At 58.1% G+C, this 20,029-nt stretch carries 16 protein-coding genes; 10 read left to right on the top strand and 6 right to left on the bottom strand.

Features of this window, described 5'->3' with window-relative positions; translation table 11 throughout:
• Positions 1-7: 7 nt before the first annotated feature.
• The 3 genes from Pan189_RS07620 (at position 8) to Pan189_RS07610 (ending at position 3,438) form a co-directional block, all read left to right on the top strand.
• The gene (locus Pan189_RS07620; protein WP_145363341.1) at positions 8-595 is read left to right on the top strand and encodes a hypothetical protein; all 588 of its coding nucleotides are present in this window, start codon (positions 8-10) and stop codon (positions 593-595) included.
• A 194-nt stretch (positions 596-789) separates the two neighbouring features.
• Positions 790-2,103: a glutamate-1-semialdehyde 2,1-aminomutase gene (gene hemL, locus Pan189_RS07615; RefSeq protein WP_145363340.1), complete on the top strand. Its 1,314-nt coding sequence runs from the start codon at positions 790-792 to the stop codon at positions 2,101-2,103.
• A 150-nt stretch (positions 2,104-2,253) separates the two neighbouring features.
• Entirely contained in the window at positions 2,254-3,438 is a 1,185-nt protein-coding gene (locus Pan189_RS07610) for a M24 family metallopeptidase (protein ID WP_145363339.1), read from the top strand.
• On the opposite strand, the gene larB is transcribed toward Pan189_RS07610, so the two are convergent.
• The gene (larB, locus tag Pan189_RS07605; RefSeq protein WP_145363338.1) at positions 3,435-4,205 is read right to left on the bottom strand and encodes a nickel pincer cofactor biosynthesis protein LarB; all 771 of its coding nucleotides are present in this window, start codon (positions 4,203-4,205) and stop codon (positions 3,435-3,437) included. The two genes, Pan189_RS07610 and larB, sit on opposite strands and share 4 nt — an antisense overlap.
• A 129-nt stretch (positions 4,206-4,334) precedes the next feature.
• On the opposite strand from larB, the gene Pan189_RS07600 reads away from it, so the two are divergent.
• From Pan189_RS07600 to Pan189_RS07570, 7 genes are all read left to right on the top strand, one after another.
• Positions 4,335-5,468, top strand: a complete 1,134-nt coding sequence (locus Pan189_RS07600) for a M24 family metallopeptidase (RefSeq protein WP_145363337.1) — start codon at positions 4,335-4,337, stop codon at positions 5,466-5,468.
• 121 nt (positions 5,469-5,589) lie between these two features.
• Positions 5,590-6,090 (top strand): acetyl-CoA carboxylase biotin carboxyl carrier protein, encoded by a 501-nt coding sequence (gene accB, locus Pan189_RS07595; RefSeq protein WP_145363336.1) that lies wholly within the window; start codon positions 5,590-5,592, stop codon positions 6,088-6,090.
• Between the two features lie 60 nt (positions 6,091-6,150).
• The gene (gene accC / locus Pan189_RS07590; RefSeq protein ID WP_145363335.1) at positions 6,151-7,488 is read left to right on the top strand and encodes an acetyl-CoA carboxylase biotin carboxylase subunit; all 1,338 of its coding nucleotides are present in this window, start codon (positions 6,151-6,153) and stop codon (positions 7,486-7,488) included.
• 369 nt (positions 7,489-7,857) lie between these two features.
• Positions 7,858-11,280 (top strand): hypothetical protein, encoded by a 3,423-nt coding sequence (locus Pan189_RS07585; protein ID WP_145363334.1) that lies wholly within the window; start codon positions 7,858-7,860, stop codon positions 11,278-11,280.
• On the top strand, positions 11,277-12,587 hold the full coding sequence (locus Pan189_RS07580) for an MFS transporter (protein ID WP_145363333.1): 1,311 nt from the start codon (positions 11,277-11,279) through the stop codon (positions 12,585-12,587). The genes Pan189_RS07585 and Pan189_RS07580 overlap by 4 nt, the downstream gene beginning before the upstream one ends.
• A 328-nt stretch (positions 12,588-12,915) precedes the next feature.
• Positions 12,916-13,332 carry a ComEA family DNA-binding protein gene (locus Pan189_RS21290; protein WP_310821223.1) on the top strand — a complete coding sequence of 139 codons (417 nt, stop codon included), beginning with the start codon at positions 12,916-12,918 and terminating at the stop codon, positions 13,330-13,332.
• Positions 13,333-13,456: 124 nt separating this feature from the next.
• Positions 13,457-14,851, top strand: a complete 1,395-nt coding sequence (locus tag Pan189_RS07570) for a tetratricopeptide repeat protein (protein ID WP_145363332.1) — start codon at positions 13,457-13,459, stop codon at positions 14,849-14,851.
• Between the two features lie 32 nt (positions 14,852-14,883).
• Here the strand turns inward: Pan189_RS07570 and Pan189_RS07565 are convergent, their stop codons facing one another.
• From Pan189_RS07565 to Pan189_RS07545, 5 genes are all read right to left on the bottom strand, one after another.
• Positions 14,884-15,456 carry a DUF309 domain-containing protein gene (locus Pan189_RS07565; protein WP_145363331.1) on the bottom strand — a complete coding sequence of 191 codons (573 nt, stop codon included), beginning with the start codon at positions 15,454-15,456 and terminating at the stop codon, positions 14,884-14,886.
• Positions 15,457-15,782: 326 nt separating this feature from the next.
• A complete protein-coding gene (locus Pan189_RS07560; protein ID WP_145363330.1) occupies positions 15,783-16,673 on the bottom strand; it encodes a phosphatidate cytidylyltransferase in 891 nt (296 codons plus the stop codon).
• 8 nt (positions 16,674-16,681) lie between these two features.
• Positions 16,682-17,473: an undecaprenyl pyrophosphate synthase gene (gene uppS, locus Pan189_RS07555; protein WP_310821222.1), complete on the bottom strand. Its 792-nt coding sequence runs from the start codon at positions 17,471-17,473 to the stop codon at positions 16,682-16,684.
• 278 nt (positions 17,474-17,751) lie between these two features.
• Positions 17,752-18,042 (bottom strand): carbon storage regulator, encoded by a 291-nt coding sequence (locus Pan189_RS07550; RefSeq protein ID WP_310821220.1) that lies wholly within the window; start codon positions 18,040-18,042, stop codon positions 17,752-17,754.
• A 199-nt stretch (positions 18,043-18,241) separates the two neighbouring features.
• Positions 18,242-20,029: a hypothetical protein gene (locus tag Pan189_RS07545; protein ID WP_145363328.1), complete on the bottom strand. Its 1,788-nt coding sequence runs from the start codon at positions 20,027-20,029 to the stop codon at positions 18,242-18,244.

Genomic DNA, 20,029 nt, shown 5'->3' with positions numbered 1-20,029 from the left:
CGACTTGATGCCGAACAATCCCGTTGAAGCTTTTTTTCGCCGCGCCGTACTGCTGACGGCCGCCCTTGTCTTGCTCGTCTATTCATTCGCCAGTGCCGAATCGAACGAGGTCAAGATTCAGGACATCAAGCTCGACGTGCCTGAGTCCTGGGAGCAACAACCTCCGGCGAACCGGCTGAGGCTCGCTCAATTCGAGCTGCCGACGACCGAAGGCGACGAGGCGAAGCCGGAATTAGTGATTTCGTTTTTCGGCGGTGGAGCAGGCGGCGTTGACGCCAACATCCAACGTTGGATCGGACAATTCGCCGGCGAGGGGCGAACAGCCAAGGTCAAAAAGGGCAGCTCCGAGCAGGGGGATTATTACCTTGTGGACATCGCGGGCACGTACAATCAGTCGGTCGGACCGCCTTTCCTTCGGCAAACCAAAGCCGTCCCCGGATCACGCATGATCGGTGTCATCCTGCAGGTCAAAGATACCGGCAACTACTTTCTCAAATTGACGGGGCCCGACGAGTCGGTCGCTGCCGCAGCCGATGATCTTCGCAAATCCTTTGGTGCAAACGCGGATACTGAGAAAGCCCACGAGTTGAATTGACGTCATATTCTGTTTTCACGCTCTTTCGTTTAGCCGCGACCGCCAGGGAGCGCTCAATGAGAAACGCCGTCACGCTTCCAATCGGTCGCGGCTAAACAATGTTCACGAATCCGAATTGACGCGGGACGCTCCAAATTCGAGGCCAGAACACTACGATCGGGGGACACGCTGAACCCTGATCGAGATTGTTCGAAATGCCCGCGCCGTCGAAGCTGTCGCACGAAAAAAGCCACGCCGAATTCCATAGAGCCCGCAAGGTCATTCCCGGCGGAGTGAACAGCCCCGCGCGGGCCTTCGGGGCGGTGGGCGGAGAGCCGGTCGTTATGGACCGCGGTGACGGCCCGTACTTGTTCGACATCGACGGCAATCGCTACATCGATTTCATCGGCTCATGGGGGCCGCACATTCTCGGGCACCGGCACCCGAGAGTCGTCGAAGCGATCGAAGACGCGTTGAAGCATGGAACCAGCTTCGGGGCTCCGACGCATCTCGAAACCGTGCTCGCCGAGATCGTCGTCGATGCGGTGCCGTCGGTCGAGATGGTTCGCATGGTCAATTCCGGTACCGAAGCCGGCATGTCGGCCATCCGAGTTGCCCGCGGGGCCACCGGCCGCGACAAGGTCGTCAAATTCGCAGGTTGCTATCACGGGCATGTCGACGCCTTGCTCGTTCAAGCAGGTAGTGGAGCACTCACACACGGCGTGCCCACGAGTCCCGGCATTCCCGCCGGAGCGACAGCCGACACGATCGTATTGCCGTACAACGATCCGCAGCGACTGGCTGAGGCCTTCACCGAGTTCGAAGGCCAGATCGCCGGCGTGTTCATGGAACCGGTCGTCGGCAACATGGGCCTTGTTCCGCCGAAACCCGAGTTCCTCGATGCGGCACGTCAGCTTTGCTCTGAGGACGGAACACTGCTCGGGTTCGACGAAGTGATGACCGGCTTCCGGCTCTCATTCGGCGGTGCCCAAGAGCTATTCGGTGTGACCCCCGACATGACGATGCTCGGGAAAGTCATCGGCGGCGGCATGCCGGTCGGGGCGTACGGCGGAGCCGCCCACGTGATGGAAAACGTCTCGCCCCTCGGACCGGTTTATCAGGCGGGGACGCTCTCCGGAAATCCGATCGCCATGGCCAGCGGCATCGCGACGCTGAGCGAATTGAAAGAGACGAACCCGTACCCAAGGCTCGAAGCACTCGGGGCGCGATTCGAACAGGGACTTCGTGAAGCCGCGACAGCCGCCGGAATCCCTCATTCGATCGGTCGCGTCGGAAGCATGATGACGCTGTTCTTTACGTCAGAAGACGTGACCGATCTCGGCACCGCCCAAATGAGCGACACGGCCCGTTTCGGAAAATTTTTCTGGGGGATGCTGGAGCGCGGCATCTATCTGCCGTGCAGTCAATTTGAGGCGCTGTTCATCTCAGCGGCTCACACCGAGGAACACATCGACGAAGCGATCACGGCTGCCCGCGAAGTCCTTGGTGAAATCTCTGCCGAGGCATGACCTCCACGTTCTTGCTCTCAGTTTCAAGACGCAGTTTCAATATTAGCCAGAGGCGCGAGCCGATGGTCAATCAGCCAGTGATTTTCCCGACGGCTTGCGCCTCGGGCTTGTATAGCAATCGATTTGAATCCATTTCCAACAGATACGCCCATGTTTGATCTCGCTTCGATTCAGGCCGCTCTGCAAGAAGAGCAGGTCGACGGGTGGTTGCTGTTCGACTTCCGTGGCTCCAACGATCTGGCCCGCCGTGTTCTCGACTTTCCGGCCGAGATGCACGCGAGCCGGCGCTGGGCATATTGGATTCCTGCCGAGGGCGCACCGCGAAAGCTGAACCATCAGATCGAGTCAAACACGCTCGCCCATCTTCCGGGCGACGGCATTCGCTACCTGACGTGGGCGTCCTTCGAGGAGGGGCTCAAATCGCTGTGCTCTGGAGCAGCGAATGTGGCGATGGAATATTCGCCACGCAACGGAAATCCGTACATTTCGCAGGTCGATGCCGGAATCGTTGAACTCGTTCGCGAAACCGGGGCGGAGGTCGTTTCCTCCGGCGATTTAATCCAGCGATTTGAAGCGACACTGTCGGATCAGCAGGTCGAATCACATCTTGAAGCCGCGCACTTCACTAATTTGGCATTTGAGAAAGCTTGGGCGCAGATCGCGACGGCCATGCGTGAAGGAACGACGCTGACGGAAACAGGGGTCAGGGACTCAATTCTTCAGCACTTCGAATCGTCGGGGCTTGTGACCGATCATTCCCCGATCGTCGCGGTCGGCCCACACGCGGGCGATCCCCATTACGAAACCGGAACGGGCACCGATTGCGAAATTACGGACGGATGCTTCGTGTTAGTTGACCTGTGGGGCAAGCTCGATACCCCCGATGGCGTCTACAGCGATCTCACCCGCGTGGCGGTCGTCGGCCGTGACCCCTCGCAGCGCGAGGCAGAGATTTTTCAGATCGTCGCCGACGCTCGCGATGCCGCGGTGCGGCGAGTTCGCTCCGCGTTTCAAAACGGCGAACGCCTTGAAGGCTGGCAGGTCGACCGAGCCGCGCGGGATGTCATCGAAGGGGCGGGCTTCGGTGAGTATTTTATCCACCGGACGGGGCACAGCATCGGCCGCGAGACCCACGGCAACGGAACGCACATGGATGACCTCGAGACACACGATACGAGGCGTGTTTTGCCCCGCACGCTCTTTTCGATCGAACCCGGCATCTATCTCGATGACTTCGGCGTCCGCAGCGAGATCAATGTCCTGATCGACGGGGACGGGGCCGTCCGCATTACCGGGGGCGGAACACAAGCGGTCATCGAACAGATTCGAGCTTAAGCCGTATTCTTCCGCGCGATCAGACCGGCGATGTAACCCGCTTTGAATCCGGCGTCGATATTCACAACCGTCACGTTGGCCGCGCAACTGTTGAGCATGCTGAGCAGTGCCGCAACGCCGCCGAGACTGGCCCCGTAGCCAACGCTGGTCGGCACCGCAATGACCGGACAGGCGACATGCCCGCCCACAACACTGGGCAGGGCGCCTTCCATCCCCGCCGCAACGACTACGGCATCGGCTCCCGCGATTTCCCCAAGCCGCTCCGGCAATCGATGAGGCCCGGCAACGCCCACATCGACCACGGTTGTGACGCCGACCTCCATCCAGCGAAGGGTCTCCGCCGCCTCTTCGGCCACGGGGAGATCAGTCGTACCGGCAGTCACAACGGCGACTCGCCCACGAATCTCCGGCTGCGTATTTGATTCGGCGGGAACTCTCAAAGTCCGCGCGACGCGGTTTTCGACGACGCTCGGATATCGCGACCGCACAGCCTCCGCTTGCTCGGTCGAGGCTCGGGTGCCAAACGCAGAGTGGCCCGATTCCGAAAGCGTCCCAAATATCTCGACCACGCTCGCGGCCGATTTGCCTTCGCAAAACACGACTTCCGGAAAACCGCAGCGACGGGGCCGGTCGAGATCGATCGACGCATCCGACGTCCGCGACGTTTTTAGCTCCATGAAATGCGTGAACCGAGCCGACAGATCCTCCGCAGTGATTTCCCCGGCGATTAACCGCTGCAATTCTCGTTCGATCTCGTTCGGCTGCATGAGCGGACGACTTCTTTCGAAACAGAGACGCCGGCGCTTCTGAACCGGTCGTCTCGTCGTATGGGAACTCTGATTAAACCCCGATATGCTAACGGGAGAACTGCTCCGAACGAATGAAGCGGCAACGGTATGTCCGAGAAGCTCTCTCACCCGATCCCCGGCGGTGACCACAATAATGAGTTCGAGCTCCGTCGCCGGAAGCTCGTCGAAACACTCGCCGCCACCGACGCGGACTGCCTCCTCGTCACTAACACGTCGAACGTCACGTATCTGACCGGATTCACCGGAGACTCAAGTTATCTGCTTGTCGGGCCGGACCAGACGATCCTGATCAGCGACGCGAGATTTGAGACACAGATCGCTGAACAGTGCGCTGACTTGGAAGCCTTCATCCGGTCGACGGGGCAGAAGATGGTCCAAGCGACGGTCGACATCCTACAGTCACAACCGGGTCATCGCATCGGGTTTGAATCGGGATCGGTCAACTTCGCCCTGTGGGAATCATTACGCGATGGTCTGGAGTCGCGTGAACTCACCCCGTTGAGCGGCAAGGTCGAAGCACTTCGGCAGGTCAAAGATGCCGGTGAAGTCGAGCAGATTCGCGACGCTGTCCGCCTTGCTGAAGCGGCATTCACGGAATTGCTCACGCGCGTCGGCCCTGAGACGACCGAATTGGAAGCATTTGCAGAGTTAGAATACATCGCCCGAAGACGAGGCGCCAAAGGCATGTCGTTCGAGCCGATTATCGGCGTCGGGGATCGGTCAGCCCTGCCCCATTACCAGCCGGGACGACGCAAGCTCGGCGACGACCCGTTGATCCTGTTCGATTGGGGCGTGGTCGGTCCGCACGGCTATGTCAGTGACTTGACCCGCGTCGCTCGCACCGATACGATCCCGCCCAAACTTCAACGGGCGCAGGAACTTGTGTCGGAGGCCGTCGAGGCGGCCATCACGGCGATCCGGCCCGGGACCGAACTGAAGAAAATTGACGGAATCGCCCGTAACGTGATCGAGGAAGGCGGTTTTGGAGACAAATTTGGGCACGGACTTGGACACGGAATCGGACTCGAAGTTCATGAAGGACCGCGACTGAGTCCGCTCGGTGAGGGCTGTCTTGAAATCGGGAACGTCGTCACAGTCGAGCCCGGCATTTATCTCGAAGGCCTCGGCGGGATCCGAATCGAAGAGGACGTGCTCGTGACCGAAAGTGGCGCCGAAGTGTTGTCTTCCCTACCCCGAACCTTCCACGAACTCGCGTGGTAAATACCCGCGACCTATCATCCTCAAAACAACTATCGGAAGATTATCGACGCTTCTCACTCGTCGTCAGGAAAATGACCACACGACGAGAGAGGGCTCTGCAGGCACCGGAGAACCTGACACCATGTCTGATAAGACCCCGGCCGGAGAGGCCAATTTCGATCTCGAACAGTTGCAGAAGCTGTTCGAATTAATGGAGAAGTTCGACGTCTCCGAAGTCAATCTTCGTGAGGGGGAAGTGCAGTGGCGTCTGCGGCGCGGCGCGGTCGGTGGCAACGTCCCGCCCGCCATCGCTCCGGCGGCACAGTCCCCAGCCCCGCCCGCTGCTCAGCCCGTGACGAGTGCGGCACCTTCGCCTGAAACGAAACCTGCGGCCGACGACGGCGGTGTTTACATTAAAAGCCCGACCGTCGGCACGTTTTACTCGTCGCCGAGCCCGGACGATCCTCCGTTCGTTAAAGTCGGTTCCAAAGTCGAGTCCGATACGGTCGTCTGCCTTGTCGAAGCGATGAAGGTGTTTAATCAGATTCCTGCTGAAATCCGCGGTACGATTGCCGAAGTGCTTGTCGAAAACGGCGACGCTATCGATTTCGGGCAGCCTCTGTTCCGAATTGAATCCGCCTGAGACGCGAGCGAATCTCGTCAGATCATCGCGCCCTCGAGTCACCGAGCTGCCCGACTTTCTATGTTCCAGCGTATCTTAATTGCGAATCGAGGCGAGATCGCTCTGCGAGTGATCCGTGCCTGCCGTGAACTCGGTATTGAATCGGTGGCCGTCTTCAGCGAGGCCGACCGCGGAGCTCATTATCTGAAGCTGGCCGACGAGGCGTACTGCATCGGTAATGCGCCCGCTTCGGAAAGCTATCTGCAGATCAACCGGATCATTAGCGCGGCCGAGATCGGCAACGTTCAGGCGATCCACCCCGGCTACGGATTCCTGGCTGAAAACGCCCACTTTGCTGAGGTCTGTCGCAGTTGTAATATCGAGTTTATCGGTCCGCCGCACAAAGCGATGGAGGAACTGGGCGATAAGAACAGCGCCCGCCGGATCGCCGCCGATGCAAAGGTTCCGACGGTACCCGGTAGCGAGGGCTTGATTACAGACGATTCCTCAGCGGCCGAACTCGCAAATCGAATCGGCTACCCCGTCTTAATTAAAGCAACGGCCGGCGGCGGCGGAAAAGGAATGCGGGTCGCCCGGAATGACATTTCGCTCAAAGCGGGATTGAAAGCCGCCGCTCAAGAGGCCGAGAAAGCCTTCAGCAATGCCGGCGTTTATATTGAAAAATACGTCGAGCGTCCGCGGCACGTCGAAGTACAGGTACTGGCCGATACTCATGGCAATGTGGTCCACCTGTGGGAGCGAGATTGCTCGCTCCAGCGGCGTCACCAAAAGCTGGTCGAGGAAAGCCCCGCACCGAATCTTCCGCTGTCGGTGCGACAGGAGATGTGTAAGGCGGCGGTGCGCCTTGTGAAGTCGGCCGGGTATACGAACGCGGGCACGTGTGAGTTTCTCGTCGACAAAGACCATAAGTTTTATTTCATTGAATTGAATGCCCGCATTCAGGTGGAGCACCCGGTATCCGAAGAGATTTCCGGTGTTGACCTGATTAAGGAACAGATCCGCGTCGCCGCGGGCGAACATCTCAAATTGAAGCAGCGAAATATTAAGGTCAATGGCGCCGCGGTTGAAGTGCGTATTAATGCCGAGGACCCCGACAATGATTTTCGTCCTTCACCGGGTCGGATTACGGACCTTAGAATTCCAGGGGGCGGCGGAATTCGATGGGACTCGCACGTGCATCAGGATTACGTCGTCGGCCCCTATTATGATTCGATGATCGGGAAGCTGATCGTCCATCGCGATACACGGGCAGACGCCTTCGCGACGATGCGACGTGCCCTCGCTGAGATGCACGTCGGGGGAATTAAGACTACAATTCCCCTACTCCGCCGCATTTTCGACGATGCCGCATTCAACGACGGCAACGTCGACACGACATATGTTGAACGGACGTTTTAGGGGCGACCTTAGAAGTGCGCTTTGCGACGGCGGGATCACATCGCGTGAGCGTCAACTCGTTCGAAATAGCCCTGAGGTTTCGGTTCCTCGGCGAGTCGAAAACGGGTTCTGTTCCCACTCGTGAGTCGGCTCATTAGATCATTGATTTCATTCGAAACTGAGCCGGCCTTCCCGCTTCGATCAGATAAGTCCCATCACGGGAGGCTCGTTTGCCGTATCACGTGTTGGGGCGAAGCGTATCATCGGTGATCGGTCTCCCTTGTACCGTCTTGAGTAGCGGGTAGTTGACCCCTTCCGGTCAGCCGCCTTAGCATCGTTGGCGTCGACCCACTTCTGAAACTATCTTTGCCGCTCATTTCGTGGTGCCACGTGACTTCTTCCGCTGACGACCCGCAACACTCGCCGCACCTGGACGAGACCAAGGGGGGAGACGCACCGACGGTCGGGGCCGACTCGGCATCGGAAGCGGCCTCGACGGAAACCCTCCCCGATGACGCCGATCTGACGCCCGAATATCTGGCCGAAGAAGCCCAGCGGAATGACTTCGTATTGCGCTGGCTGTTCGTTTTGCTGGCGATCATCTGTGCCTCGATGACTGTGGCGGATTCTGCCGTATTGAGGCACGCCAAGTTCGGTGAAACACTCGCATCCAACGGTCTGGTGCCGACCGGCGTCGACTCCTTTTCCGCGACGGCCGACGGGCATTCGTGGCTGCAGCGGAGTTGGCTGTTCGATCTCGTGTCCTGGGGCGCGTATAGCGCGGCCGGTCCCGCAGGATGGACGATTCTCGCCATGATCGGGGCCGGTTTTGTCGCCTGGCTTCTCGTGAGCACCCGCCGGGTCGAGGTCGACTCATGGTGGGTGGTTGTGGCCTCTGCTTTGGCATTGCCCGCAATCATTCCGCAACTCGTGGCGACTCCGGAATTGATCACGCTGTGCGGGACGGCGACGACGCTGTGGCTGTTGTGGCAATATCGGTTGTACGCGTGTGAGCGAAAGATCTGGCTGCTCGTGCTGGTGATGCTGCTTTGGGGGAATATGGACCCGCGGGCGTTTCTCGGCCTCTCGGTATTGCTCCTATACGGCGTGGGGGAGGCGATCGGCGCCGCAATCGGTCGTGCGGGATTCTTTGAATCAGGCCAAAGACGCACATATTGGATCGTCACCGCTTGCTGCGTCCTGGCCTTCTTCATCAGTCCATTTGGCTGGCAGCAGTTTCTCGCGCCCGTTGAACTCTACGGCTCGATTGACGCGGCCTTTCGAGACTATTTCGGTGCGCCGAAAACATCGGTGCGTGAATATTTCCCGGTCTGGGCAGGGCATCTCACTGACCTTCCGACGGCCGCCGGGTTATTTCTCGGAGCAGTCGCTTTGGTCACGATCGGCTTGAATGGTCGGCGGCTCGATCCGGGTGACATCTTGCTTACAGTCGGGTTTTTCCTCCTCGGTCTGATAACTCGGCGAGAGTTAGCTCCCGCGGCGCTGGTGTTTGCCGCCGTGGCTTCATGGAACGGTCAATCGTGGCGGCGGGCCGTCGTCCGGACCGAAGACACGATTCGACGTGCGGACATCGTCTTCGCACGTGGCGGGCGACTCGTGACCGCGATCGCATTGATCAGTTGCGGCCTCGTCGTGCTGTCCGGTCGCGTGCCGGCTTTTGACAGCCGAAGCCCAGGCTTCGGTCTTTCGATCGCACTTGAGACGGCTGTCGCCGGATACAAGGATGCCGTCGCCGAGGCATACGACGCCCGGATGTTTAATTTTCGGCCGGCCGAAGGCGACGTGTTAATTTGGGTTGGTGCGAAGCCGTTTATCGACACGAGACTGGGGCTTTATCAGGGAAGCGGAGATGACGACCTGCTTTCGCTCCATAACACGGTGCGGTATTCGATGCTGGCCGAGCAGTCCAGCGAAGAGACCGATGAGAGTAAAACTCCACGTCGAGGTCGACCGGAAATCTGGAAACAGGCATTTGACCGCTTTTCAATTTCTCAGGCGATTAATCGTCTGTCGCAGCCCGATCCCGATTACTTCGTCCACTTCGACTTGCTGACATCACCCGAATGGAGAATGACCGTCCTTAACGCGGCGGCCTCCGTCTTCTGCCGTGCTGACGGCGACGAAGAGTTCCGAGAGTACGTCCGCAAGAATTCATTAAACTTTATTGATGCAGCATTTCGCCAGAATTTGGAGAATCCGGAAACGCGGGAACGTGCGGCATGGGGAACTCTTCGCTCCGGCTTTGAACAAGGATTGATCGGACGTGACGAGACGATCCCTGCCGAACTCGCCCTCGCGGGTCATTTCTTAAAGCATCTCGAATCGGGAGAACGCCAGGGGCCAAGATTAGGCCCCGAAATTGCGCTCGCGTTCTGCTATCTTGCGATTCGGAATGCGAATGAATTCTTGATGACCAATCCTGATTCGAATGCGGGCTACAAGTCGCTGGGACTCGCTTACCATTACCTTGGGCTGTGGGAAACCCGGATCGCAGAGAAGCTCAAAGGATCAGCGCCGCGGAGCCTGCGTTTTTACGAGTCTCTTAATGCACTTGGTCAGGCCCGAGTTATTAAGCCCGATGAGCCCGAGTTGTACCTACTGCTCTACGAAACCTACGTTCGGAACAATCGACTTGATCTTGCGCTCGATGCCCTCACAACACATCAACAGTTAACCGGCGAGCAAGCCCCCGAGATTCCTGACGGTGCATTAAACGATGCGAATAAATCCGTCGCCGACGCTGTGAACGATATTGAAGGTGATTCGAGCGGCGATCCTCCAAATGGAGAAAGCGCGAGTGAAGCTCTTAGCCAGTTGACCGCTCAAGACATTGCGGCAGTCGCGAGGGAGAAAGCACGCAAGGCACTGCGCGACCGCGTTTCTCAAGTTGAGACCCAAGTTTATAGAGCGATCGCTCAGGACGCGGAGCCATTCAACGTTGCCACGGCTGCCTGGCAGCAAGGTTTCACGTTGTTAGCACTGCGGCTGATTGACGAATCCTATCCGGGGGTCGAACGACCGGAATTATTGCGGTTCAAGGCATTGTTGCTACTTGAAGCGGCGCGTCCGGCAGAGGCTTATGCCATTCTGACGAACCTCGTCGCTGAACGTCCCATCTACGGGCTCGGCGAACCTTCGCCCCTGTTAGAACCGTATGCGATGGTTTCGGTGGGACTCGGACAGTATCAACTCGTGACGGATCTCTGGCTCGGTATCGCAAACGATGTCGCCGAGCGGAGCATCCGCGACGTGCTCTTTGCATCCCCCTTGATGCATTTAAATATTGCGGAGCCGCCGGTCATTAAGCTGCATGATGAGATTTTGAACCTGGCCTCTCGAACGACCGCGCAGGTCGGTAGTTATCGACTTAACGCCGCACTGTCGGAACTGGAAGCGGGACGCGTTGAAGAAGCTCGCGAGCTGTTCGCGCAGGTGGCGTCGCCCACCGCACGCTCGTCATTTACTCCGCTGGCTCGCTTTTATCTTCTGTTGACCGGAGGCGAGTTGCCGAAGAACGCGACTCCTTCAAACGAGGACGTGCTGGGGAATGCAGACCTGTTCGGTCAGATCGATCAAACTGACGAGTCTGCGGCTGAAGAGAGTGAACCAAAGCCACAGTCCGATTCGCCTGAGATTCCGTCCGAAGGCGGTGACCAGGTTTCTGAAGATGGCTCGGCGAAATCGATTGAAGACCGACCGGCCGTCAAAGCACCTCGCCCGGACGGTGTCTCTTCGTCGGATGAAACAGAAGCGGATGAATCCACTGCCGAAGACGAAGATCGCGAGGGATGAGCGCGTCGGCGGGGGCTGTCTTTCGGGCGGCGACTTGGAATCAGATTCTCTGGTCAGCCGGCTATCCGTTAACGGCAGGTGGATTTCTTGTCTATTGGACCCGGCAGGCCGGCGCGGGGACGATCGCCATTGCGATTTTGCTCGCCCTACCGGAAACGGCCGGGTTGGCGGGCGGGCTGAGCCGGCGACTGCAAAGTGCAGGGTTGTCTCGAAAATTATTGTTTCTCGCGTGCTCAGTCGCGGGGACATTGAGTCTGCTTCCGCTGTTGGCGATTCCTTGGTTGCAGCCGACAGCTTCAATCTCTTTGACGATCGTCTTCGTCTCGGTCGCGATCTCTCATGCGATCGGCTCGGTCGGCTATGTCGCTTATTTGTCATGGCTGTCTGACCTCGCGCCTCAGCGGGCATGGGGTCGACTTTTTGCGTGGCGTGAAGCAGCTCGGATCGTGGCCGTGCTAATCGTGCCCGCCTCGGTCGGTTATCTGCAGCGTGCCGGCGATGCCGGATTTCTGCCGGCCGAGAAAAACTGGTTCATGGCTTCGTTCTTTCTAAGCGGCATTATATTGCAGCTTGCGTCTTTACTGCCGCTGGCGCGTTTGCCTTCGATTCCGCTCAATTTCGAGCTTGTCCGCGAACCTCAATGGCAACGACTTCGTTCAACGCTCATCGATCCGCACTATCGTCGATTGCTCACCCACAACTGGTTGTTGTCGGCGGCAAATGGACTGACCCAATCGGCGTTCTTTCTGTTTGCCACGGGGTCGCAATTCGCAGCCATTTCGCTTGGCACCTACTACGTCCTCGGTTCCTGGATGCGAGGTCTGCAATTGCCGGTGAGCTTTGTTGCCGGACGCCTGTGCGACCTTGGATGGGCACTTCGAATGCGGGTGATCGGGGTCGTGGTCGGCTCTGCGGGACTGCTGTTCTGGTTCCCGGCAAATGACGGCGATTGGCGATGGTTGATCGCAGCGTTCGCGTGCTGGGGAATGTTTGCGGCGGCGAACGTGTCGGGGAGTCGCATCATGCTCGCCGCCGCACGACGGAGCGATAACTCTGCCGAAATCGCCCTATTTCGGCAGGTCGGAGGATTCCTTGCCGGACTGTTCGGACTACTCGGAGGAGTCATGCTGACCGCACTTCAAGATCAAGTCTCAGGGAGAAGCGCGAGTTTCGATCCGGCGGCACCGTTCTTTGTGCTATTCGCACTCTCGCTGGTCGGTCGATTCGCGAGTCTGCTCCCACTAATCGGATTGTCCGAGCAAGATGTGTCTTTCGAAGCATCCGACGAAGCGCGACCCCCGACTTAGCGAAGCCGCCGGATCGCTACTGCGTGGCGACACCATCGCGAATTCAAACCTGACTTGGCGATTCACCTCCCAAAGCACGGGTCTTTGTGTGGTATGATTTTAAGGCAAAATGTTGATCGGCAGCCGAGGTTGCCGATGCAGCCAATGACGTTTCACAGCTTTCGGGCGTCCCGTATTGGAATAAACGGTGTCGGCAGAGCACGCATCTGAACCGAATCCGAGCTCGGATCACGATGCGGAGGCGAATCGTCCTATTGCAGGCAGAGTTCCGACTCCGCAAACGCAGTCGAGCTCGGACCAGACGCCGGATGACCCGCCGACACTGAAGTTGGCGATTCCGCCTGATACCGACAGGCCGCCCCCGGCATTCCTGGGACTGATCGACTCGGACGTTCGCGTACTGATCGTGGCGGGCACGGTTCTGCTGATTGCGATCACAATCTCATCGGGCCGGTTATCGGATTGGGGTCGCCATGCGATCGAGATCGAGCGTATGGAATCGGTTTCTCCCGAATACAGGATCGACGTCAATCGCGCCCACTGGGTCGAATTGATTCAGCTTGAAGGAATCGGAGAAACGCTCGCCCGGCGAATCGTCGAGGAACGAGAAACTGGCGGCCCCTTTCGCACGGCGGACGATTTGAAACGCGTTCGCGGAATCGGCCCGGCGACGGTGGAGAAGATTCGACCGCATGTGCGGATGCCGGCGAAATCTGACGAATTCGGCGGATTGAACAAGCGATAACGTGGGAGACACCCTGCTCGCAGAGAAGCTCGACCAAGGCTGACCGCTTCGCGTGGAGTGCGTTCCGAGCATGTGATACGATCTTGAGCGAAGTGTTCCCGTCCGATTCGAATGGCTGACGTTCATGGCGCAAGACAAGAAATCGATCGCAGCTAACTGCTTCAAGCACGGCAACGAAGCGATGTCCAAAGAAAACTGGGACTACGCGATCGATATGTTTACGCAATGCGCGACGTTGATCCCCGATAACCTCATTTACCGCCAGTCGTTGCGGTTCGCTGAGCAACGCAAGTACGGCGACAACAAGACCGGAGCGCGGTTTGCCGGACCGAAACTGATGGGGATTCGCGGCAAGATCAAGCGGGCGAAGATGAAAAAGAACTGGGACGCCCTCGATCTGGAAGCGGAGAAAGCTTTGCGGCTCAATCCGTGGGACGAGGGGTTCAACTCGGATGTCGCCCAAGCGGCTGAGGAACGGGGCTACGAAGAAGTCGCGATTTTCTCGCTTGAGAAATCTCTCGAAGTCGACGGCGAAAACCTCGGCTATCTTCGTCGGCTCGCGAACTTGCTGGAAGAACGAGGCGACTACAATCGGGCTCAAAGTGTCTGGAACAAGGTCGTCAAAATTGATCCTGACGACCAAAACGCTCGTCGAAAAGGCGTTGCCCTGGCGAGTACAAAGATGATCGAAGGTACGCTCGGCAGCGCGACGTCATCGCGAAACACTCAGCCGAAGACTGCCTACGATGCCGCCGACGCGGGAGATGGGGCCGACACCGACAGTCCGCCCGACATCGACGGTCCCGGTCAGTCGTACGAAGCCGACATGCTTCGGGCCATGAAGAAAAAGCCGGACGACCGCGATCTCAAAACAAAGCTCGCCGATTACTATCGGCGAGAGGATCGGCTGGAAGAGGCGGCGAAGCTCTATAAAGAGGCCGCCCAAATGTCGGGCGATCAGAACATTGCCGAGCAGTACGAAGACACTCGGCTTGAGCAAATGCGAAAAAACATTGAGGTCGCCGAAGAGCAGCTCAAAACTGAAGAGGACAAGGAAGCGGCTCGCAAAAAAGTGACCGCCCTCAAAGCCGAATTGGCGAAGCGAGAGATTTCAATCTTCGCCGCTCGCGTCGAACGCTATCCGCAGAACAGCCGCATCAAGTTCGATCTCGCCAAGCGTTATATGATGTTCAAGAAGTGGGAGCAGGCGATTCCGCTGCTGCAGCGCGCCAGCGCAGACAACCGGATCGAACCGGACGCCCGCGTATTGCTCGGCGAGTGCTTCGTGAATGACGGCAAACAGGCCCTGGCGCTCAAGCAATTCGAGAAAGCGCTGTCATTGATCAACGAACATGACGAAGAAGGGCTCTACCTGAAGTCGCACTACGTCCTCGGACGGCTGGCCGAAGACGCCGACGATCGTGACAAAGCCGAGGACCATTACAGCCAAGTGCTGGCGATCGAATACGACTATCGCGACGCACGCAAACGGTTGGAGAACCTGCAGGCCAAAGCTTGAATCGGCCCAGCTTTCCCAGCTGACATTTCGGCTCAGCCCAGCGGCATTGGTTCGGGCTGCAGCAGGAATGGGAAGACCCGCAACGGTTGTCCGAGCGGGAGATCTCGCTTGTATGAGAGTTGAGCGGCGCGATCGGCGGCGAACTGTAACATCGTCAGTTCCAGTCCGCAGTAGTACTCATTTCCCGCTTCGGCAGCGACGTCGGCGAACACCTCGCCCGCCGAGGCCGCATGTCGGCGGACGCCGTGAATGCTCTGCTCGCGGACCTTCATCCCCGCCGCAGCCATCTTCACCAAGCCTTTGAGGAACTTGCCGACTTCCGTATCCGCGCCTGAGACGCGGCACAGACGGTCCCAGCCGTCGTGTGACTCCCAGTAGTAGCCGTAGTTGAACAGATCGATCGCCAGCAGGTAGGCCCGGTTCTCTGCCCAAGCCTCGGCGTTCAAAGGCTTCGGCGTGCGGTTCTTCTTCTGATGGCTGTGCCCGCGCGGATCGCGATAAGGATGCGGCAATCCGCGACCCGTGATAAACGTGTATTCGGGAAGATCGATATGCGGAAGAAGCCGGGGTACTTCTTGCTCTTCTGAAATTTGAAAGCTTGACATAATCGTGACGTACCGAAAGCAAAGGTTCCGAAAATATCGGCCCGTCGCCCTCGGAAGGGTAACCAAGCCGGAGTGATCAAGAAGGTCGGTCGCGCTCGTACTCTCAATGGGCGGTCCGCGACGGCGCAGTCTGCAATCAGCCAATCTGCATTCATCAGGCGGAATGCCGGTTCCCGATCCGGTTTGCAAGCGATCGGGAAATCGAAGCCATTCAGAAGCCATTCAATGGGGTGGGCCGACCTCTCTTAGGGCATTTTTCGAGAGACGGCTGAAGGAAACAAGCGTTAAGCCGGAATTTGCTTAAGAAGTCATGAATTTCCGTCGGTTCAGTTCACGATCGGTAAGAATTCCCAACAAAACAGAGCGACCGGTCCGGCGTACAGGGGACTATCGATCAGGTCGAGTAGTCCTCCAAAACCGGGCATGAGGTCTGCCGCGTCTTTCTTCCCGGCTGCCCGCTTGAGGACCGATTCGCATAAATCGCCCGCGATACCTGCGAGGCCGACAACCGCGCCGTAGATCAGCAACAGCCACCACGGGCCGAGCGCTGCGTCGGCAGAAAACAGCGGAGTCGCCCAATGAAGCCATGCCGCTGTCGCGATGGACGAGGCGACGATCGCCCAAACGGCCCCGGTTTTCGTTTTACCAGGACTCAGGCGAGGCGCGAGCTTACTTCTTCCGAATGCACGACCGAATGCGTAACCGGCGATATCGCCAGCCTTTGTGGCGATCACGAGAGAACCCAATGCCAGATAACCGAGATCGGCCCCCGCGACCCATCGCAGTTGCGTCGTTGCGCAGATCAGCATGCCGGCGTAGCTGAGGATCAGCGTCTCGGCTCCGAGAGTCGCCAGATGCCCCGTCGGTTCCCGGTAGACAAAAGCCCGCCGCGAAAGAATGACGAGTAGACACAACGTGTAGGCCAGCGCCGAAGGCCCCATCGCTTCGGAGAGGCTGCGCGACAAACCCTCCTCGCCCGCCAGAAAATGAGGAATCCAGTGCGCCGTAATCAGCCCAACGACGCAGAGATTCGAAAGCGTCACGCTCGGCTGTTCCGAACGGAGCAGGCCCGCCAACTCCCACACCATTCGCACCGCAACCGAAATCGCCAAGAGGTACAAAATCGGCGCGGTCGGACCCAGATACGCATCGAGCACAAACAGCCCGATGGCGCCGGGGATCAGCAAAGCGGAGACAAGTAATCGACGTCCGAGCATCCAGTCGTTCAATCACTCAAGCCGCCGAAGCGTCGGTCACGGTCTGCGTAGTCTCGAAACGCCATTGCGAGATCGTCGGTGCCGAAATCAGGCCAGCACTTCGAAGTGACCCACAGTTCCGCATAACTGATCTGCCAGAGCAGGAAGTTGCTGATGCGCATTTCGCCGGCAGTTCGGATAACTAAATCGGGGTCAGGCATGTTCGCGGTGTCCAAGCGCTCCGCGATCGTTGCGTCAGTAATTTGATCAGGTTTGAGCTCGCCGCTGGCAACGTCGGCAGCGATGTGCCGAACCGCGTCGGTAATTTCAGCGCGACTACCATAATTGAGAGCAAGGCAAAGCCGCATGCCCGTGTTACCGCGACCGGCCTCAATCGACCGGTCGATCTCGTCGAGAACATGCTCGGGTAAGCCTTCGCGCCGACCAATCACCGAAAACCTCAAATTGCGTTCAATGATTTGAGGACGTTCTGAAATCACGTACTGATGAAGTAAATCCATCAGCAGGCTCAGTTCCTCCGCGGGACGTTTCCAGTTCTCGCTGCTGAGGCAGAACAGCGTTAGTTGGTCGAGCCCGGCCTTCGCACATTGGTCGATCACCTTGCGGGCGACCTCTGCCCCTTTGCGATGCCCCTCCGTTCGCGGCAGCCCCCGCGACTTCGCCCAGCGTCCGTTGCCGTCCATGATCACAGCGACATGCCGGGGTAGCGATGCCCGATCCGGCATCGCAACCGTCGAATCACCGCCTGCCGGAACGGGCATTTCAGACAGGTTTTCGGTCACGTGTGAAGCCGCGGGCATGTCAGACGATTCTTGTCTCGGCGAGAAGCGAGTGCTGCGGTGAATGGTTTCCACCGTTGGCGCCATTGTGAACAACCCGCTCGAAAACGCCAACCCGCAACAGGCGACGCATCGCTCAACGCCCTAGAGCCACTGCCTCAAAGGGACGTTGCCGAACCTTCGACAATGCCAATGCACTAGGACAGGCGTCACGGATCTTCGAACTGGCTTGCCGAAATCGATCGTTCCGTTGCCATCGCCGCTCGGACTTAACGGGCGGCGTTGTCGGCAGTCTCCGACTAGCGGCTTATCGCGAAGGCCGGTTCAATGTCAGATCCGAAATCCGATTCAAATTGCGGCTGAAGAACGTATTCAAAATACTCTGGTTCATTGCCGGGCTGAGTGACCCCGATATGGACTCCCTCTTCATCAATTTCCAAGACCGTGATCCGAATATCCTCGTCGATGACCAATTGCTCTTGGGTCCGACAGGTGATCACGCGCATGGTTGTGCCTCTTATCCGGAGAGTCTCTAGTTTCGAGCCGCAATCTGACACGTCCACCAATAGGGCAACGTTGACGGCAATCACGACTCACGGCTTCTCAGGGGCGTATCTTCGGCACCCTTCGGAAAAAGGGCAAGCCGCAAATTGCACAGAATTCATACTTCGCAGAAGTGCGAACTCTTTTGGACCGGAGGCTTGCACCAAACTCACAAACTCGTTCCGAACGTCCGCGATCTACGATCAACAAAACGGAGGGCTTTCGTGTTCATTCAGCCCAGCCCGTCTATCCGCCGACAAGTCGCAGCCAATCGACAAACAAGAATTGGAGCCGCTCGACCAATAACGCGATCCGTCCCATCACCGTGAACGCGAACGCGGCCCCGAACGTAATCATCAGCATCAAAATTCCGATTCGGGCATAACCTCCGACGGCTCCACGCTGCTCGGCCGAAAAGAAGAAATAAGTCAGCCCGCTCGTCACGCCGAGGATGATCGTCAGATTTCGCAACGTCGACGCAAAATTAGCGCTCAGGCTCACATCGGACGAATAGACGATTAACGGCAAGACGGTCGCTTGGATTTGACGAATGAAGTCAGCTTCGAAAAACGCCGTGATCTTAATCCCCGCGGTCGCACCAATGAAAAAGGCCAGTGGCCACCGCGCGATCCAACCTTTGCCGGGGATCAATTGCGTTAACACCATCAGGCTTAAAATCAGAGGAACGATGTACAACGGGTCCCAATTCTCGATCTGGCCGTCAAGATTCGTAACGCCGAGATCACGAGCCGTTGTCGGTAGAAGCCGGCCAAATAAATTTGCGATCAGTTCGTTCCAGAACGAAGCGACCATGTAATACCCGGCCGACACACCGACAAAAATCGACTCCGTCGTTTTATAAAGCGGGTTATCACCGTACAGAAATGAAAACACCGCTAATGTTAAAAGGGCGGCGATCCACACTCCGATCGTCCGTCCCGGACTCCAACTCACGTCGGCATCGCCGACCTCCGATGCCTCCGCGCCTGAGACTTCGGTCCATTTCGCGACCGAGCCGTCGTCTGTTTTCACTTCCATCTCGGTGGACCGCTCGTAGCGCGCGCCCGGATCGTTTCCGAGCATGAGTTGCCCCACGGCAACCAGTCCGACCCCTCCGAGGACGAGCACGAAAGCACCGCGGAGCAACAACGTCGAGAACGCCAGCAATTCTTGACGCTCCGTTTCGTCAGTCGTACGAAATGGGCGACGACGCAAAGTGAAATAGATCGCATTGCCTGCAATAATCAGAAAGATCATCAACAGGTGAGCCGAGTGCTGCGGCCCCATCCGCTCCATCGCGAGCGCTTCAAATTCGATCTCCGGATGATTCTTCTTAAGAAGAAACTCGTACTCCGCTGCCGACTTAATGGCGCCAAGAATGCCACTGAGTTGATCCGGAACGTAAGGAGTTAGATAAGGCGTTTGAACTCCGGTCGTACCAGCGACCATTTTGATACCGTAGGGCGTCGCCGCATATTGGACCCATTCTTTGGCGCCGGGATATCCGCCGCTGACCGAAATGATAAGGTCAACGTCTTGAATCGACTTCATTCCCTTCGTCAACGGAAGATTTTCGACGCTCGTTCCATAAACGTCGGCCGCGTAGGTTCCCGGCAAGTCGTTGACGAGGCCTTTAATCACTCCCTCTTCACCGGTCCGAAAACCGAGATTGACGACATCTTCTCCGTAAGTTCGATCGGGAAAGTCATCGAGCGAAATGTCCTGGGCCTCTTTGGTGAACCGCGGAGCCTGCGGCCACGTCGTCACCAGAATGAGCCGATGCCCTCTCGATGAGCAGTGACGCGTAAACGCTTCCGTCATCGGCTTCAATTCGCCTTGGGCCCCAGGATCATAGTCCAGCGCGAGCAAAACTTTCGAACCGGCCGGCAGGTCTTCGATGACCTTATAGGTACTGCGTACCATCGGCGACGGCGTTTCGGGAAAGGTCAAACCGGTCAATACGGGCACCCCGACCGCCAGCAGCATCGCCAGAAACACCCATCGGCGATCGATTTGCGAAAGGAACTGCAGCAC

It is taken from the genome of Stratiformator vulcanicus (assembly GCF_007744515.1).
GTDB lineage: Bacteria > Planctomycetota > Planctomycetia > Planctomycetales > Planctomycetaceae > Stratiformator > Stratiformator vulcanicus.
Note: the sequence above shows the minus strand (reverse complement) of the source record. Positions and strands in the feature narration are given on the sequence as shown.

Excerpts from the sequence above, each read along its gene's own strand:
- Pan189_RS07620 (WP_145363341.1), top strand. The coding sequence starts at position 8 with ATGCCGAACAATCCCGTTGAAGCTTTTTTTCGCCGCGCCGTACTGCTG.
- hemL (WP_145363340.1), top strand. The coding sequence starts at position 790 with ATGCCCGCGCCGTCGAAGCTGTCGCACGAAAAAAGCCACGCCGAATTC.
- Pan189_RS07610 (WP_145363339.1), top strand. The coding sequence starts at position 2,254 with ATGTTTGATCTCGCTTCGATTCAGGCCGCTCTGCAAGAAGAGCAGGTC.
- larB (WP_145363338.1), bottom strand. The coding sequence starts at position 4,205 with ATGCAGCCGAACGAGATCGAACGAGAATTGCAGCGGTTAATCGCCGGG.
- Pan189_RS07600 (WP_145363337.1), top strand. The coding sequence starts at position 4,335 with ATGTCCGAGAAGCTCTCTCACCCGATCCCCGGCGGTGACCACAATAAT.
- accB (WP_145363336.1), top strand. The coding sequence starts at position 5,590 with ATGTCTGATAAGACCCCGGCCGGAGAGGCCAATTTCGATCTCGAACAG.
- accC (WP_145363335.1), top strand. The coding sequence starts at position 6,151 with ATGTTCCAGCGTATCTTAATTGCGAATCGAGGCGAGATCGCTCTGCGA.
- Pan189_RS07580 (WP_145363333.1), top strand. The coding sequence starts at position 11,277 with ATGAGCGCGTCGGCGGGGGCTGTCTTTCGGGCGGCGACTTGGAATCAG.
- Pan189_RS07570 (WP_145363332.1), top strand. The coding sequence starts at position 13,457 with ATGGCGCAAGACAAGAAATCGATCGCAGCTAACTGCTTCAAGCACGGC.
- Pan189_RS07565 (WP_145363331.1), bottom strand. The coding sequence starts at position 15,456 with ATGTCAAGCTTTCAAATTTCAGAAGAGCAAGAAGTACCCCGGCTTCTT.
- Pan189_RS07560 (WP_145363330.1), bottom strand. The coding sequence starts at position 16,673 with ATGCTCGGACGTCGATTACTTGTCTCCGCTTTGCTGATCCCCGGCGCC.
- uppS (WP_310821222.1), bottom strand. The coding sequence starts at position 17,473 with ATGCCCGCGGCTTCACACGTGACCGAAAACCTGTCTGAAATGCCCGTT.